13 protein-coding genes are annotated in these 16,365 nt (G+C 58.1%); 11 read left to right on the top strand and 2 right to left on the bottom strand.

Features of this window, described 5'->3' with window-relative positions; genetic code table 11:
- Nucleotides 1-3: 3 nt before the first annotated feature.
- The 11 genes from atpE (at nucleotide 4) to OZ656_RS20070 (ending at nucleotide 11,882) form a co-directional block, all read left to right on the top strand.
- Nucleotides 4-231: a F0F1 ATP synthase subunit C gene (gene atpE, locus OZ656_RS20120; protein WP_014423137.1), complete on the top strand. Its 228-nt coding sequence runs from the start codon at nucleotides 4-6 to the stop codon at nucleotides 229-231.
- 86 nt (nucleotides 232-317) lie between these two features.
- Nucleotides 318-788 carry a F0F1 ATP synthase subunit B gene (locus OZ656_RS20115; protein ID WP_011787280.1) on the top strand — a complete coding sequence of 157 codons (471 nt, stop codon included), beginning with the start codon at nucleotides 318-320 and terminating at the stop codon, nucleotides 786-788.
- Nucleotides 789-800: 12 nt separating this feature from the next.
- Nucleotides 801-1,337, top strand: coding sequence for a F0F1 ATP synthase subunit delta (locus OZ656_RS20110; protein WP_183579563.1), 537 nt, complete (start codon nucleotides 801-803; stop codon nucleotides 1,335-1,337).
- Between the two features lie 28 nt (nucleotides 1,338-1,365).
- Complete coding sequence (gene atpA / locus OZ656_RS20105) at nucleotides 1,366-2,910, top strand: F0F1 ATP synthase subunit alpha (protein ID WP_011787278.1); 1,545 nt, start codon at nucleotides 1,366-1,368, stop codon at nucleotides 2,908-2,910.
- A gap of 70 nt (nucleotides 2,911-2,980) precedes the next feature.
- On the top strand, nucleotides 2,981-3,844 hold the full coding sequence (atpG, locus tag OZ656_RS20100; protein WP_011787277.1) for a F0F1 ATP synthase subunit gamma: 864 nt from the start codon (nucleotides 2,981-2,983) through the stop codon (nucleotides 3,842-3,844).
- A gap of 52 nt (nucleotides 3,845-3,896) precedes the next feature.
- A complete protein-coding gene (gene atpD / locus OZ656_RS20095) occupies nucleotides 3,897-5,291 on the top strand; it encodes a F0F1 ATP synthase subunit beta (protein WP_011787276.1) in 1,395 nt (464 codons plus the stop codon).
- A 38-nt stretch (nucleotides 5,292-5,329) separates the two neighbouring features.
- The gene (locus tag OZ656_RS20090) at nucleotides 5,330-5,752 is read left to right on the top strand and encodes a F0F1 ATP synthase subunit epsilon (protein ID WP_011787275.1); all 423 of its coding nucleotides are present in this window, start codon (nucleotides 5,330-5,332) and stop codon (nucleotides 5,750-5,752) included.
- A 150-nt stretch (nucleotides 5,753-5,902) separates the two neighbouring features.
- Nucleotides 5,903-7,267: a bifunctional UDP-N-acetylglucosamine diphosphorylase/glucosamine-1-phosphate N-acetyltransferase GlmU gene (glmU, locus tag OZ656_RS20085; protein ID WP_288589919.1), complete on the top strand. Its 1,365-nt coding sequence runs from the start codon at nucleotides 5,903-5,905 to the stop codon at nucleotides 7,265-7,267.
- Between the two features lie 29 nt (nucleotides 7,268-7,296).
- Nucleotides 7,297-9,129, top strand: coding sequence for a glutamine--fructose-6-phosphate transaminase (isomerizing) (gene glmS, locus OZ656_RS20080; RefSeq protein ID WP_014423134.1), 1,833 nt, complete (start codon nucleotides 7,297-7,299; stop codon nucleotides 9,127-9,129).
- A 327-nt stretch (nucleotides 9,130-9,456) separates the two neighbouring features.
- On the top strand, nucleotides 9,457-10,962 hold the full coding sequence (gene nhaB, locus OZ656_RS20075; protein WP_041656555.1) for a sodium/proton antiporter NhaB: 1,506 nt from the start codon (nucleotides 9,457-9,459) through the stop codon (nucleotides 10,960-10,962).
- A 131-nt stretch (nucleotides 10,963-11,093) separates the two neighbouring features.
- Nucleotides 11,094-11,882 carry a substrate-binding periplasmic protein gene (locus tag OZ656_RS20070; protein ID WP_379944858.1) on the top strand — a complete coding sequence of 263 codons (789 nt, stop codon included), beginning with the start codon at nucleotides 11,094-11,096 and terminating at the stop codon, nucleotides 11,880-11,882.
- 12 nt (nucleotides 11,883-11,894) lie between these two features.
- Here the strand turns inward: OZ656_RS20070 and OZ656_RS20065 are convergent, their stop codons facing one another.
- On the bottom strand, nucleotides 11,895-12,800 hold the full coding sequence (locus OZ656_RS20065) for a response regulator (RefSeq protein ID WP_228224560.1): 906 nt from the start codon (nucleotides 12,798-12,800) through the stop codon (nucleotides 11,895-11,897).
- Entirely contained in the window at nucleotides 12,787-16,170 is a 3,384-nt protein-coding gene (locus OZ656_RS20060; protein ID WP_278350841.1) for an ATP-binding protein, read from the bottom strand. Before OZ656_RS20060 ends, OZ656_RS20065 begins: the two co-directional genes overlap by 14 nt.
- Nucleotides 16,171-16,365 lie beyond the last annotated feature (195 nt).

Here is a 16,365-nt window from a genome sequence, read left to right as displayed (position 1 = left end):
TCAATGGAAATGGTATTTATCGCAGCTGCGTTGATCATCGGTCTGGGCGCTCTGGGCGCTGGTATCGGTTTCGGTCTGCTGGGTGGCAAACTGCTTGAGTCCACTGCCCGTCAGCCGGAAATGGCCAACCAACTGCAAACCAAAGCCTTCATCATGGCTGGTCTGCTTGACGCGGTTCCCATGATCGGTGTTGGTATCGCGATGTACCTGATCTTCGTTGTTGCTGGTTAATTAAACCGAGAGCTGTGGGCGCCGGCTAAGGCCGCGCCCCTCCTTCCGGAAACCAGGACGCAACGAATAGCAAGAGGTATATCGCCGTGAATATAAACCTTACGTTGATAGGGCAATCGATTGCCTTCGCTATTTTCGTCTGGTTCTGCGTCAAATATGTATGGCCGCCGATTACGGCTGCCATGGAAGCGCGCCAGAAGAAAATTGCAGATGGCCTATCCGCGGCCGATCGGGCATCACTCGATCTCGAACTGGCCCAGGAAAAAGCCACCAAAGAACTGCAAAAGGCGAAAGAAGAAGCTGCAGCCCTGATTGACCAGGCCAACAAGCGTGCCGCCCAGATTGTGGAAGCCTCCAAAGAGGATGCCCGCAAAGAAGGCGAAAAGCTTATTGAGCAGGCCAGGGCGGAAATTCAACAGGAGCGTGTTCAGGCTCGCGACGCACTCAGAGCAGAAGTGGCCACCCTGGCCGTTGCCGGTGCCGAGAAGATTCTGGAAACCTCTGTAGACGCCAAAGCTCACAGCGAGATGCTGGAAAAGCTGGCCGCAGAACTCTAAACGAGGGTCATCATGGCAGAACTTACAACGTTAGCCCGACCCTACGCGAAGGCCGTTTTTGATGCCGCGCAGGACCAGAACGCCGTTGATCAGTGGGATCAGGCTCTGGCTTTTGCCGCTCAGGTTGCGGCTGACCAAGAGGTAAAGAACATCCTGGCCAACCCCGGCCTGTCTGAGCAACGCAAGGCGGAACTCTTCGCAGAGTGTTTTGAAGAGCCGCTGCCTGAAGCACTCAGAAACTTCCTGTTGATTCTTGCTGAAAACAAGCGTCTGGCCCTGCTGCCGGAGATTTCTGCTTTGTTCCGTTTGTACCGTGCAGACCTTGAGAAGTCTGTGCACCTGACAATCGATACCGCATTCGACTTGTCTCCAGACGAACAGCAGAAACTGATCGACGCACTGTCCAAAAAGCTGGAGCGCAAGGTCGAACTCGAGACCACCGTGGATCAGTCCCTGATCGGTGGCGTGATCGTACGAACAGGCGACCTGGTTATCGACGCTTCAGTCCGTGGCAAACTGGCCAGAATGGCCAGGGCTCTGGGCTCCTGATTTCAGCACAAGGTTTGAGGACAAAGGCATGCAGCAACTGAATCCATCCGAGATCAGTGACATCATCAAGAAGAGAATCGAGAAACTCGACATCTCTTCCGAAGCAAAAAACGAAGGTACGATCCTGTCTGTATCTGACGGTATCGTGCTGATCCACGGTCTGGCCGACGTTATGTACGGCGAGATGATTGAATTTGCCAACGGCACATACGGCATGGCGCTGAACCTGGAGCGTGATTCTGTTGGTGCGGTTGTTCTGGGTGACTACGAAGGTCTGGCCGAAGGCCAGAAGGTACGTTGTACTGGTCGTATCCTGGAAGTACCCGTTGGTAACGAACTGCTGGGCCGTGTGGTTGACTCCCTGGGTAACCCCATCGACGGTAAGGGCGAGCTGGGCAACAGCCTGACCTCCCCGGTCGAGAAGGTTGCACCTGGCGTTATCGCCCGTCAGTCCGTTGACGAGCCGGTACAGACTGGTCTGAAAGCCATCGATACCATGGTTCCCATCGGCCGCGGCCAGCGTGAGCTGATCATCGGTGACCGTCAGATCGGTAAGACCGCGGTTGCCATCGACGCGATCATCAACCAGAAGCACACCGGCATCAAGTGTATCTACGTTGCCGTTGGCCAGAAGCAGTCTTCCATTGCCGCCGTTGTGCGCAAGCTGGAAGAGCACGGTGCCATGGACCACACCATCGTGGTTGCCGCTGGTGCCGCCGATCCGGCCGCCATGCAGTTCCTGGCTCCGTACGCCGGTACTTCCATGGGTGAGTTCTTCCGCGACCGCGGTGAAGACGCCCTGATCGTATACGATGACCTGTCCAAACAGGCCGTTGCCTACCGTCAGATCTCCCTGCTGCTGCGTCGTCCGCCGGGACGTGAAGCATTCCCGGGTGACGTTTTCTACCTGCACTCCCGTCTGCTGGAGCGTGCGTCCCGTGTAAATGCTGACTACGTTGAGCAGTTCACCAACGGCGAAGTGAAAGGCAAGACCGGTTCCCTGACCGCGCTGCCGATCATCGAGACTCAGGCTGGTGACGTGTCTGCATTCGTACCGACCAACGTAATCTCCATTACCGATGGTCAGATCTTCCTGGAAACCAACCTGTTCAACTCCGGTATCCGTCCGGCCATGAACGCCGGTATCTCCGTATCCCGGGTAGGTGGTGCAGCCCAGACCAAGATCATGAAGAAGCTCGGCGGTAACATCCGTCTGGCCCTGGCCCAGTACCGGGAACTGGCGGCGTTTGCCCAGTTCGCTTCTGACCTCGACGAAGCAACCCGTAAGCAGCTGGAGCATGGTCAGCGCGTCACCGAGCTGATGAAGCAGAACCAGTACAGCCCGATGACCGTTGCGGAAATGGGTACCGTACTGTTCGCAGCGAACGAAGGCTTCCTGGACGATGTGGATGTCAACAAGGTTGTGAAGTTCGAAGCCCAACTGCTGGACTGGATGCGGTCCGAGCAGAAGGAACTTCTGGACAAGATCGGCCCTGAAGGTAACTTCAACGACGACATCACTGCCGGCCTCAAAGCTGCTCTGGAGAAATTCAAGACCACTCAGAGCTGGTAAATCCAAAAGGCCCGCCGTTGTGCGGGCCTGCTGGTCCATTTGAGTGTCTAACTTGAAAAGGCAGTGACATATGGCCGTCGGAAAAGAAATACGTAACCAGATCGGAAGCATCAAGAGCACGCAGAAGATCACGTCTGCCATGGAAATGGTAGCCGCGAGCAAGATGCGTAAGGCTCAGGAGCGTATGCAGGCAACCCGCCCGTACGCTGAAAAGATGCGCCAGGTAATCGGACACATTGCGAAGTCCAACAAGGATTACCGCCATCCGTTCATGCAGGAGCGCGAGGTCAAGCGGGTAGGCTACATTGTGGTCTCCTCTGATCGCGGTCTTTGCGGTGGTCTGAACACCAACGCGTTCAAGCTGCTCGTCAGAGAAATGCGTGAATGGAAACAACAAGGTATTGAGACCGATATCTGCGCTATTGGCCAGAAGGGCGCCTCCTTCTTCCGCAACTACGGCGGAAACGTGGTGGCAGCCGTGACGCACCTGGGCGATAGCCCGAGTGCAGATCAGCTGATCGGTAGCGTCAAGGTGATGCTGGATTCGTTCGTGGAAGGCAAGATCGACCGCCTGTTCCTGATCAGCAACGAATTCGTCAACACCATGACCCAGAGCCCGAAGGCGCTGCAGTTGCTGCCGCTGCCGGAAGGCGATGATGAAGAAATCGGTCACCAGTGGGATTACATCTACGAGCCGGATTCCCGTCCGATCCTTGACGGGCTGATGCCACGTTATATCGAATCCCAGGTGTATCAGGGTGTGGTAGAAAATCTGGCCTGTGAGCAGGCTGCCCGGATGATTGCCATGAAGAGCGCGACAGATAACGCTGGCAGCATCATTGACGAGCTTCAACTGGCCTACAACAAGGCCCGTCAGGCAGCGATCACACAAGAGATTTCGGAGATTGTGAGCGGCGCGGCATCTGTTGGTTAACGCTCACAGACCTACTGGTTTTATTGACTATCAAGATAACGAGGAACCGAGCATGAGTAGCGGACACATCGTTCAGATCATTGGCGCGGTTATCGACGTGGAATTTCCACGTGACTCCGTTCCAAGCGTTTACGACGCACTGCTGCTTGAAGGTGGCGAAACAACTCTGGAAGTCCAGCAGCAGCTGGGTGACGGCATTGTTCGTACCATCGCCATGGGCAGCACTGAGGGCCTGAAGCGTGGCCTGAAAGCAGAAAACACCGGCAAGCCGATCTCTGTACCTGTTGGTACACAGACTCTGGGCCGGATCATGGACGTTCTGGGTCGTCCCATCGACGAACAGGGCGACATCGGCGAAGAAGAGCGCTGGGCTATCCACCGCAAAGCACCGGGCTATGCCGATCAGGCAGCATCTGCCGACCTGCTGGAAACCGGCATCAAGGTTATCGACCTGATCTGCCCGTTCGCCAAGGGTGGTAAGGTTGGTCTGTTCGGTGGTGCCGGCGTAGGCAAGACCGTAAACATGATGGAACTGATCAACAACATCGCGAAAGAGCACTCCGGTCTCTCCGTATTCGCAGGTGTTGGTGAGCGGACCCGGGAAGGTAACGACTTCTACTACGAAATGAAGGAGTCCAACGTTCTCGATAAGGTTGCCATGGTTTACGGCCAGATGAATGAGCCCCCTGGAAACCGTCTGCGTGTGGCCCTGACCGGCCTCACCATGGCTGAGAAGTTCCGTGACGAAGGCCGTGACGTACTGCTGTTCGTTGACAACATCTACCGTTACACCCTGGCCGGTACCGAGGTATCTGCACTGCTGGGTCGTATGCCTTCTGCGGTAGGTTACCAGCCGACCCTGGCGGAAGAGATGGGTCAGCTGCAGGAGCGTATCACCTCTACCAAGACCGGTTCCATCACTTCTATCCAGGCGGTCTACGTACCGGCGGATGACTTGACTGACCCGTCTCCGGCCACCACCTTCTCGCACCTTGACGCGACCGTGGTACTGAGCCGTGACATCGCTTCCAAGGGTATCTACCCGGCGATCGATCCGCTCGACTCCACCTCCCGTCAGCTGGATCCGCTGGTGATTGGTGAGCAGCACTACAACGTTGCCCGTGGTGTTCAGAACGTTCTGCAGCGCTACAAGGAACTGAAAGACATCATCGCGATCCTGGGTATGGACGAGCTGTCTGAAGACGACAAGCTGATCGTATCCCGCGCCCGTAAGATCGAGCGTTTCCTGTCGCAGCCGTTCCACGTTGCTGAAGTATTTACCGGTTCTCCGGGTAAGTACGTGTCTCTGAAAGAGACCATCGCCAGCTTCGAAGGCATTCTCAACGGTGACTACGACGACATGCCGGAGCAGGCGTTCTACATGTGCGGCGGCATCGAAGAAGCGATTGAGAAAGCTAAGGCAATGAAAGAGAAGGAAGGTAAGTAAGACACCTTTTTTCCTTTCTGACCCAAGAGGCGTATGAAATGGCTATGACCGTACATTGTGACGTCGTAAGTGCCGAGGAAAAAATCTATTCGGGCCTGGTGGAGATGCTGATCGCCACCGGTACCGAAGGTGAGCTTGGCATCCAGTATGGCCATGCTCCGCTACTGTCCGAGCTGAAGCCCGGCGCAGTGCGGATCATCAAGCAGGGTGGCAGTGAGGAGATTCTGTACGTATCCGGTGGTTACCTGGAAGTACAGCCCAATCTGGTTACCCTGATGGCCGACACCGCCGTTCGTGCAAAGGATGTGGACGAAGCAGCGGCCCTGGAAGCCCAGAAGCAAGCCGAGAAGGCACTGGCGAACAAGACAGGCGAGTTCGAGTACTCGCGTGCTGCCGCCGAGCTGGCCGAAGCTGCCGCTCAGCTGCGCACCATCCAGAAGCTGCGCAAGCACCTGCGTTAAGCAGAGCCTGTGTCAGCGCCCGGACTGGCCTGACAGTGAACCGCATCCTCAGGTGGAGGGCCCGGTATTCCGGAAACGGAGTGTCGGCGATTCCACCGGGACGCGGTTTTTTCATTTATGGACGTTTTGAATACCGGAGCTGATTGCCCCATGAGCCCGTTACACGTTGTGATCCTGGCCGCAGGCCAGGGCTCCCGCATGAAATCCTCCCTGCCCAAGGTGCTGCATCCGGTGGCGGGTAAAGCCATGCTGCACCATGTGGTTGATACCGCAAAACAACTGGGCGCGGAGAAAATTCACACGGTGATTGGTCACGGAGCCGATCAGGTTCGGGCGTCTCTGGAAGACGACTCGGTGAACTGGGTGTTGCAGACCGAACAGCTGGGCACCGGCCATGCCGTGGCCCAGGCACTGCCGGCACTGCCGGATGATGCCCGGGTGCTGGTGTTGTACGGTGACGTCCCTCTGACTCGCAAAGATACCCTGGAAACCATGGTCGCGGACCTGGACGAACGGAATCTGGCTTTGCTGACGGTGGATATGGATAACCCCCACGGTTATGGCCGGATCGTTCGCAACGAACAAGGCCTGGTTCAGGCCATCGTTGAGCAGAAAGACGCGACCGCCGAACAGCAGCAGATTCAGGAAGTGAATACGGGCATTCTCGCGGTATCAGCCAGTCATCTGAAGCAATGGCTGCCCGCTCTGTCCAACAGCAACGCCCAGGGCGAGTATTATCTGACTGACATTATCGCGATGGCGGTGGACCACGGCTTGTCAGTGACGGTTTCCCAGCCGCTGAATCCGTTTGAGGTTCAGGGCGTGAACAACCGCCTGCAACTGGCGGAACTGGAGCGTTGGTACCAGCGTCAGCAAGCCGAGCGTTTGATGACCGAGGGTGCATCCCTGGCGGACCCGGCCCGCATTGAGGTCCGCGGTGAGCTCATCATTGGCAACGACCTGTGGATAGACGTAAACGCGGTCTTTGAAGGCCGGGTGAGCCTCGGCAACAACGTTGTGATCGGACCCAACTGTGTGATCAAAGACGCCACCATTGCCGATGGTGCGGAGATCAAGGCCAACAGCGTGATTGAAGGTGCAGTAGTGGGTGCCAACGCCCAGATCGGGCCATTCGCACGTCTGCGCCCGGGCACTGAACTGGCCGCCAACACCAAGGTTGGCAATTTTGTCGAAACCAAGAAGGCCGTGGTGGGTGAGGGCAGCAAGATCAATCACCTCAGTTACGTTGGTGATGCCTCACTGGGCCGTAATGTGAATGTGGGTGCAGGTACCATCACCTGCAATTATGATGGTGTGAACAAACACCAGACGGTATTGGGTGACGGGGTATTTGTCGGCTCCAATACCTCACTGGTCGCCCCGGTGAACGTAGCGGAACAGGCCACCATTGGTGCCGGCTCCACCATTACCCGCGATATCAGCGAAGGGGAACTGGCGGTGGCCCGTGGCAAGCAGCGTAACATCGCCGGCTGGGAACGGCCGAAAAAAGCGTAACCAACGATTAACGAACAGGTGAAAACAGCATGTGTGGGATTGTAGGAGCGGTATCTGAACGGGATGTCCAGGGTATTCTGCTGGAGGGCTTGCGCCGCCTGGAATACCGGGGGTACGACTCCGCCGGCATGGCCGTCATCAATGGCCAGCACCTGGTGCAGAGAGCCCGGGAAGTTGGCAAGGTTGCGGCCCTGGCTGATGCCATTGAAGCAAACCCCCTGGCTGGTCACCTGGGTATCGCCCACACTCGCTGGGCCACCCACGGCGAGCCCTCGCAGGTGAATGCCCATCCCCATATGTCCGGCGAGCGGCTGGCCATCGTCCATAACGGCATCATCGAGAACTACCAGGAACTCCGGGATGAACTCAGGGCCGAGGGTTTTGAGTTCACCTCCCAGACCGATACCGAGGTGGTCGCGCACCTGATCGAGAAATACTTCCGTGAACAGGGCAAACTCTATGAAGCGGTAAAGGCGGCCATTCAGCGTCTGCGCGGTGCCTACGCCCTGGCCGTTGTTCACGCCGATGAGCCGGATCACCTGGTGGTCTGTCGCGAGGGCAGCCCTCTGGTAGTTGGCGTCGGTATTGGCGAGAACTTTATCGCGTCTGACCAGCTGGCCCTGTTGCCGGTGACCGACCGATTCATGTTCCTGGAAGAGGGCGATATCGCCGATATCCGCAAGGACAGCATCCGCATTCACGATCGCAGTGGTCAGCCGGTGGAGCGGACCATTACCCGTTTTGAACACGGTGCTGACTCTGCAGACAAAGGTGAATACCGCCACTTCATGCTCAAGGAAATCTACGAGCAGCCGAAAGTGATCAAGGCCACCATGGAAGGCCGGATTACCGACAGCCGGGTCCTGGAGCAGGCGCTCGGAACCGACGCGGCCAACCTGCTGGATAACGTCCGTCACGTCCAGATCATCGCCTGTGGTACTTCGTACCATGCCGGCATGGTAGCCCGCTACTGGATTGAGGAACTGGCCGGCGTGCCTTGTTCGGTGGAAGTCGCTTCGGAGTTCCGCTACCGCAAACACGTGATTCAGCCCGACACCCTGTTCCTGTGCATTTCCCAGTCCGGTGAAACCGCCGACACCCTGGCGGCATTGCGCCAGGCCAAACAGGCGGGCTTCCGCGCGGCTCTGGCTATCTGCAACGTGCCGGGCAGTTCCCTGGTGCGGGAATCCGATCTGGTCATCATGACCCAGGCCGGTCCGGAAATTGGTGTGGCGTCGACCAAGGCGTTCACCACCCAGCTGACCGCGTTGCTGATCTTCACCCTGGCGCTGGCACGCCACAATGGCCTGAGCGAAGAGAAAGAGGCAGACATCGTTGCTGCCATTCATCAGTTGCCCAAGCAGGTGAGTGATGTCCTCGCCCTGGATGCCGACATTGAAGAGATGTCCAAGGCGTTTATGGACAAGAACCACAGCCTGTTCCTGGGCCGCGGCTCTCAGTTCCCGGTGGCGATGGAAGGGGCCCTCAAGCTCAAGGAAATCTCTTACATCCACGCCGAGGCCTATCCCGCCGGCGAGCTCAAACACGGTCCGCTGGCCTTGGTGGACAGTGAAATGCCGGTAGTCACGGTGGCACCGAACAACGACCTGGTGGAAAAGCTGAAATCCAATCTGGAGGAAGTTCGCGCCCGTGGCGGTGAGCTGTTCGTGTTTGCCGACAAGGCGGCGGATGTGAAGCCGGAAGAAGGCATCCACGTGATGCAACTGCCATCCGTGCATGAGATCACCGCGCCCATCGTGTACACCGTGCCGCTGCAGTTGCTGTCTTATCACGTGGCGGTGTTGAAGGGTACGGATGTGGACCAGCCCCGGAACCTGGCCAAGAGTGTGACGGTGGAATAGGCCACCATTTAGAATGGGCCGGAGCCTGCCTGGATCCGGTCCTGAAAATATCAGATCCAATATTAGGCATGACCGTCATTTGTTCAGAAAGTTACCTTGTTAATCGAGAAATCGGTTAAAATACCGTCGCCGTTTCGGCAGTAATTAAGTAGTATTACTTAAATTTCCTGTGGTGCCCGGCTCTATCTCGCCTTCTTTTTGTTATTAAGACCAAAAGCGGACTGAAATTCGTACCTTTGGACCATACTCCGGTACGTAAATATCAAGGAAGATGCGGGTCTTCTGGCGCACAATACCAACAAACCGATTTCTCAGAAGATGTCTGTAATGCCCACGACTGTTATCTCCGGCTTTACCCATAATTTCCTTGGCAAGGCACCTGTCTGGTACAAGCAGGTCATTCTGCTGTTTCTGGTCATCAATCCGATTGTCATGTATCTGCTTGGGCCCGGCGTGGCGGGTTGGCTGTTGATCGGTGAGTTTATTTTTACGCTGGCGATGGCACTGAAGTGCTATCCACTGTTGCCGGGGGGCCTGCTGGCGGTGGAGGCCCTGCTGATCGGGCTGACGTCGGCGGATGCGGTGTACCATGAGGTTCTGACCAATTTCCCGGTCATCCTGCTGCTGATGTTCATGGTGGCGGGTATTTACTTCATGAAAGAGCTGCTGCTGGTGACCTTCACCCAGATTCTGGTGGGGGTGCGGTCCAAGTCGGCGTTGTCGCTGCTGTTCTGCAGCGCTGCAGCGGTGCTGTCTGCGTTTCTCGATGCCCTGACCGTCACCGCCGTCATCATCAGCGTTGCGGTAGGTTTCTTCTCGGTCTATCACAAGGTGGCATCCGGCAAGGGTTACCAGCAGAAAGACCACAACACCAACAGCGACGACGAAGTGATTGAGCTGCACCGGGAAGATCTGGAAAACTTCCGTGCCTTTCTCCGCAGCCTGCTGATGCACGGGGCGATCGGTACCGCTCTGGGCGGCGTCGCCACCATGGTGGGTGAACCCCAGAACCTGCTGATCGCCAAGGTGGTTGGCTGGGATTTCGCCGGCTTTTTCCTGCACATGGCACCGGTGAGTATTCCGGTTTTGTTCGCCGGTCTGGCCACGTGCTGGGCGCTGGAGAAACTACGCTGGTTTGGCTATGGCGGTCGACTGCCCAAGCCGGTGCGACGGGTGTTGGAAGAGTTCGCTGATAATGAAAAGGCTCGGCGCACCAAGTCTGATCAGGCGGCGCTCTGGATTCAGGCGGTGGCCGCGGTCATTCTGGTGTTTGGTCTGGCATTCCACATCGCCGAAGTAGGATTGATTGGCCTGCTGGTGATTATCCTGATTACCTCCTTTACCGGCGTGACGGACGAACACCAGATTGGCAAGGCGTTCCAGGAATCCCTGCCCTTTACCTCATTGCTGGTGGTGTTTTTCGCCGTGGTGGCGGTGATTCACGAGCAGCACCTGTTCAAACCGATCATTGATTACGTACTGGCGCTGCCTGAAGGCCAGCAGCCGGGCATGTTCTTCATTGCCAACGGGCTGTTGTCGATGATCAGCGACAACGTGTTTGTGGCGACCGTCTACATCAGCGAAGTGAAACAGGCGCTGGACGCCGGCAGCATCAGCTACGAGCACTTCCAGACCCTGGCCGTAGCCATCAATACCGGTACCAACCTGCCGAGCGTAGCTACACCCAATGGCCAGGCGGCGTTCCTGTTCCTGCTGACCTCAGCCATTGCACCTCTGGTGCGTTTGTCCTACGGGCGCATGGTGATCATGGCGTTGCCTTACACCATCGTGATGGGTGGCGTCGGTCTGTACATGGTCACCCACGCGTTCTGAGTCAAGGTTTTGCATATTTCACCGCACAGTTTTCATAGGATCTGTTAACCTTCAGGTAAACAGATAAAAGAAAAGCGGTATACATGCGCAGTTGTCAACAACCCCAATCGACCCTTTCGCGCGCCTGTCTGATGGCGCTTTTTCTTGTTCTGGTTTTCTCATATTTGTTCTATCCCACCGCTGTCCGTGCCTCAGATTCGGAGGCTTTTGTCGATAAAACCATACGGGTTGCTTATGTTGAGTTTCCGCCGGTCACTTATCGGGATGACAAGGGCGAGCCTGCCGGAGAGTTTGTGGACATTACCCGCAAGGTAGCGACAGAGGCGGGTTACCAACTGGAATTCATCTACCTGCCGGTGGCCCGCACCTACCTCTATCTGAAAAACGGCACGATCGATTTGTGGATGGGGCTAACCGACATTCCCGCTTTAAAAGACGACATTCTCGAAAGCTGGATCAGCCCGATTCCGGTGGAACTGAGTGCCTGGTATCTGGAGGGCGTGCCGCCAGTGGATCATATGGATCGCCTGCGCAACAAAACCGTGATTCTGATCGGCGGCTATACCTACGCCGGCCTCAGAGACTGGCTGACCTCCCAGCCCGATATCCAGATTACCGAAGCACCGAACCATCGCTCCGGCCTCAATATGCTCAAGCGTCATCGCGGTGATTACCTGCTGGACTACCGGCAACCGGTGCAGGAAACCCTGAGCCGGACGACAGATGCCGAGATTCGCGAATCGGAAATGCGCAGCCGCAATGGCGCCTGGCTGTTTTCCCTGGCCAATCCGCGTGCGGCCATTCTACGTGAGGCCTTTGACGACGCTTACCTGCGCCTGGCCGAAAAGGGCGAAGTACCGCCGGTGCGACGGTTTCAGCAAACCTATGTGGTGCCAGGATTCCCGGAGCAGTACCGGTAACACCGGCAGGTTTTAAAGCGTTGCCAGCACCCGAATGGCATTGGCCGCTGCCGCCGTCCGGTTTTCCACATTCATCTTCCGGAACACCTGCTCCAGGTGTTTGTTCACGGTGCGGGGGCTCATCTCCAGAATCTGTCCGATTTCCCGGTTGGTCTTGCCATTGGCGATCCACAGCAGGACATCCGACTCCCGCAGGGTAAGATCAAAACGTTCCCGCAGCGCCGCTGAGGCGCTGTTCTGGTTCTGGGGTGTTTTCAGACGCAACAGGTATTCCTGGTCATCCACCAGGGCCAGATATTCGATGGAGCGGGGCGTGTCCAGCAACCGGATGGGCAGACTGTGGCCGGGATCCGGTCGGTGGCCCAGCCAGTCCTCAAGTTGTTCCCGTACTCCCTGGAAGTCCTCGTGATCCGGCGGCGGCAGGCAACGGCATACTTGCGGGGTACCCCACAGCAGGTTGCCCTCGCGGTCGACCGCAAACAGGTTCTGACCGGCGGTATCGAGCGCGCAACGGGCGCTGCGGGTCATTCTGGCGTTGGCCAGGTGCACCGCCATGCGGGCCAGTAACTCGGTGGTGTCGATGGGCTTGGTAACATAGTCCACGCCGCCGGCATTCAGGCCCATAACCACGTGTTCGGTATCGCTCAGGCCGGTCATGAAAATGATCGGAATGTCCGCGAAGGCGGGGTTTTCCTTGAGTCGCCGACACGTCTCGAAGCCATCCATATTCGGCATCAGCGCATCCATCAGCACCACATCGGGGGTGATGTTCTGGCTGATGGTCAGGGCCTGATTACCTTCCAGCGCCACCAGCACGGTCATGCCAGCTTCTTCCAGTGCATCATTGATCATGCGGATGGAATCGATGGCGTCGTCGACGACCAGTACCACGGTTTTGCGGTCATCAGGATGCTTCATGTTCGGTTACCTCAAGAAGTTCGAGAATCTTCTCGAACTGGAAATCGTTGGTGAATTTGGTGATCTCCTGAACGAAGGCGTCACTGGCGTCTCCGGCATACTGCAAGCTGTGCAGTGCCTCCAGCAGGCCCTTGCGATGGCCGATTCTGGCCAGGTCTGCCAACGCCTCGCAGTGCTCCCGGGCGGGCAGTTCAAGCGCGCCGCTGGCTGGCAGCGGTAGCGCGGCCAGGGGCTCCGGGCTTTTCTCGAAGCGCCAGTCCAGGCCCATGACCCGGCCAATGGTGTCCAGCAGCAGGTTCAGTCGCACCGGTTTGATGATGTAACCGTCGTGCAGGCGCGGTGCCTCGGCGCTATGGTGGCCCTCGTTGGCGTCGGCCGAGACCATCACCACGGGCAGGTTGTATTTCATTTCCCTGAGCTCGGCCAGCACCTCCCAGCCGCTTTTCCCGGGCATCGACACATCGAGCAGAATCAGGTTGGGGCGCTCCTGTTCCACTCGTTCCGGAACGGTCATGGCATTGCCGGTGTCGCTGATTTCAAAGCCAAGTGGCGACAGCATGGCCCGGATCACCTGACGATGGGAGTCGTCGTCATCCACCAGCAGGATTTTCCGGCGGGCGCCATGGTAGCCGTAGATCCTGCGGGCTGGCGTCGAGATCGAGCGTGGGCTGGCGGAATGCAGGCTCGACAGCATCAGGCTGACCTTGAACACGCTGCCCTCGCCAGGTTCGCTCTCCACCGAGATGTCGCCGCCCATGATTTCCGTCAGCAGTCGGGTGATGGTCAGGCCCAGGCCGGTTCCGGTGCGGCTCTGGCCGGGATTGCGGATACGCTCAAACGGCCGGAAGATGCGTTCGATGTTTTCTGCGGCAATGCCCTCGCCGGTATCACGCACGGTGAATTCCGCCACCTGGCTGCGGTAGCGGAGGGTCAGTGACACGCTGCCCTGGTCGGTGTATTTGATGGCGTTCGACAACAGATTGATCAGTATCTGGCGCAGGCGTTTTTCATCGGTGGTCACCAGTTCTGGCAGAGGGTGAGGGCAGTGGTAGTCAAACGCCAGGCCCTTTTCTTCGGCCTGAAGCCGGAACATGGTGACCAACTGCTCCATCAGCAACCCGATGCGCACCTGGTCCCGGTGTAGGTCCAGCCGGCCCGCCTCAATTTTTGAGATATCCAGTAACCCTTCAATCAGATCCGCCAGGTATTCGCCGCTGCGGCGAATGACCCCCAGGGCTTCCTTGCGATGAGGCGGTACCGAGTCGTCGTTCTCCATGAGCTGGGCGTAACCGAGGATGGCGTTAAGGGGCGAGCGTAACTCGTGGCTGATTCCGGTCAGGTACCGGCTCTTGGCGCCGTTGGCGGCCTCGGCCTGCTCTTTGGCCTGCTGCAGGGCCTGGTCGGTGCGTTCGTGGGCGACAATCTCCTCGGTCAACAGGCGGGTCTGGCGCCGGGATTCCTCCTCCGCCACTACCCGGCTTTCATGGGCCAGTACAAACAGCCAGCAGATCACCCCGGTGACAATGACCAGAATGAAGAACACTTTCCACAGGGTGACAGACAGCAGCGTAGCCTCGGCAAGCGAAGCCACCGGGGTTTTGAAGTAGATCAGCGACAGCAGCAGTGCGGAAAATCCGTTGATGACCACCAGCAGCGACAGGAAATGCCCGAGCCGGGAGCGCAGTGCCGACAGCAGTGGCGCCGGAAGGAACCGCCCGAGAAACTGCTGCATCTGCTCCTGGTAGCCGGCGCCCGGTTTGCAGGCGTCCTCACAGCGGGCATCCAGCGAACAGCACAGCGAGCAGATAGCGCCATCGTAGGCGGGGCAGTGGGTGACATCTTCCGGCTCGAAGCGGTGTTCGCAGATGCTGCACCCCACCAGTTGGTGATCGGTGGCCAGGGGCACAAACGGACGGGCGGTGTAGAAACGCCCGCCGGTCTTCCAGGCAATCAGGGGCGCGGTGACCAGTGCCACCGCCAGGGCGATGAAATGGGACAGGGCCTGGGCGTAGTCACCCAGTACCCCGGTGTGGCAGGTGATTCCCACCACCGAGGCGGTGATCATGGCGCCCACACCCACCGGATTGATGTCGTACAGGTGCGCCCGTTTGAATTCGATATGGGCCGGGCTCAGGCCCAGGGGTTTGTTGATCACCAGGTCTGCCACCAGGGCACCCACCCAGGCAATGGCGACAATGCCGTAGAATCCCAGGGTCTCTTCCAGTGCCCGATACACGCCAAGTTCCATCACCAGCAGGGCAATGGCGACATTGAACACCAGCCAGACCACCCGGCCAGGGTGGCTGTGGGTCAATCGGGAGAAGAAATTGGACCAGGCAATGGAGCCGGCGTAGGCATTGGTCACGTTGATCTTGATCTGACACAGAATCACGAAGATGCCGGCCATCGCCAGCGAGAGCTCGGGGGAATGGGTGATGTAGTTGAACGCCACCAGATACATCTGGGTTGGGTCGGCCGCTTCTGTTGCGGAAATGCCCTGATTCAGTGCAAGCACGGCCAGAAAGGAGCCGGCCAGAATTTTTACCATGCCGATGACAACCCAGCCGGGGCCGCCGGCCATTACCGCCACCCACCAACGGCGTCGTTCCGGAGCATTGGTGGGCTCGGGAATGAAGCGCAGGAAATCCACCTGTTCGCCAATCTGGGCAATCAGGGAGAACACCACCGCGGCGGCGGCCCCGAACAGCAGCAGGTCAAAGCCATTGTCGGCGGGCAGGCCCACACCCTGGAACTGCGTCCAGTCGGTGATGGAGGAGGCATCTGCGTAGATGATGAAAACGAAAGGCGCCAGCTGCAGCAGGATAAACAGGGGCTGGGTCCACACCTGAAAGCGGCTGATGGTGGTGATGCCGTGGGTGACCAGAGGAATGATCACCACGGCGCAGATCAGGTAACCCAGTACCAGGGGAATGGCAAACAGCATTTCCAGCGCCATCGCCATGATAGCGGCCTCAATGGCGAAGAAGATGAAGGTAAAGGAGGCGTAGATCAGCGAGGTAATGGTCGAGCCGATGTAGCCGAAGCCGGCGCCCCGGGTCAGCAGGTCGATGTCCACCCCGTAGCGGGCGGCGTAGTAGCTGATCGGGATCGCGGTCAGGAAAATCACCAGGCTGACCGCGAGGATCGCCGCGACGGCGTTGTCGAAACCATAGTGCAGGGTAATGGAGCCGCCGATGGCCTCCATGGCCAGGAACGAGATGGCCCCCAGCGCAGTATGGCTGACCCGCGCAGCCGACCACCGGCGTGCACTTTTGGCGGTAAAGCGCAGGGCGTAGTCTTCCAGGGTCTGGTTGGCTACCCATTGGTTATAGCTACGCCGGACCCGAAAAATATTCTGTTTTACTGCCATTCCCGCCCTGCTCCTGGCCCGCCGGGCCGCCCTGAATTGGTGCGCGTTTGCTGCCGTCACGCACCGGATCAGAAAGCTGGAACAAGAACCGTGCCATAAACCGGTGCAACGGATGTGCGCCTTGGGGTTGCCTGCGGTTGTAACCTGTCTGACCTGGCACGGGTATGCGTCAAATGACGTACCACGCTGGGGTGA

This window comes from Marinobacter sp. LM1 (assembly GCF_042763285.1).
GTDB classification, from domain to species: domain Bacteria; phylum Pseudomonadota; class Gammaproteobacteria; order Pseudomonadales; family Oleiphilaceae; genus Marinobacter; species Marinobacter nauticus.
This window is presented reverse-complemented; position numbering and strand designations above follow the sequence as displayed.

Excerpts from the sequence above, each read along its gene's own strand:
- atpE (WP_014423137.1), top strand. The coding sequence starts at position 4 with ATGGAAATGGTATTTATCGCAGCTGCGTTGATCATCGGTCTGGGCGCT.
- OZ656_RS20110 (WP_183579563.1), top strand. The coding sequence starts at position 801 with ATGGCAGAACTTACAACGTTAGCCCGACCCTACGCGAAGGCCGTTTTT.
- atpA (WP_011787278.1), top strand. The coding sequence starts at position 1,366 with ATGCAGCAACTGAATCCATCCGAGATCAGTGACATCATCAAGAAGAGA.
- atpG (WP_011787277.1), top strand. The coding sequence starts at position 2,981 with ATGGCCGTCGGAAAAGAAATACGTAACCAGATCGGAAGCATCAAGAGC.
- atpD (WP_011787276.1), top strand. The coding sequence starts at position 3,897 with ATGAGTAGCGGACACATCGTTCAGATCATTGGCGCGGTTATCGACGTG.
- OZ656_RS20090 (WP_011787275.1), top strand. The coding sequence starts at position 5,330 with ATGGCTATGACCGTACATTGTGACGTCGTAAGTGCCGAGGAAAAAATC.
- glmU (WP_288589919.1), top strand. The coding sequence starts at position 5,903 with ATGAGCCCGTTACACGTTGTGATCCTGGCCGCAGGCCAGGGCTCCCGC.
- glmS (WP_014423134.1), top strand. The coding sequence starts at position 7,297 with ATGTGTGGGATTGTAGGAGCGGTATCTGAACGGGATGTCCAGGGTATT.
- nhaB (WP_041656555.1), top strand. The coding sequence starts at position 9,457 with ATGCCCACGACTGTTATCTCCGGCTTTACCCATAATTTCCTTGGCAAG.
- OZ656_RS20070 (WP_379944858.1), top strand. The coding sequence starts at position 11,094 with ATGGCGCTTTTTCTTGTTCTGGTTTTCTCATATTTGTTCTATCCCACC.
- OZ656_RS20065 (WP_228224560.1), bottom strand. The coding sequence starts at position 12,800 with ATGAAGCATCCTGATGACCGCAAAACCGTGGTACTGGTCGTCGACGAC.
- OZ656_RS20060 (WP_278350841.1), bottom strand. The coding sequence starts at position 16,170 with ATGGCAGTAAAACAGAATATTTTTCGGGTCCGGCGTAGCTATAACCAA.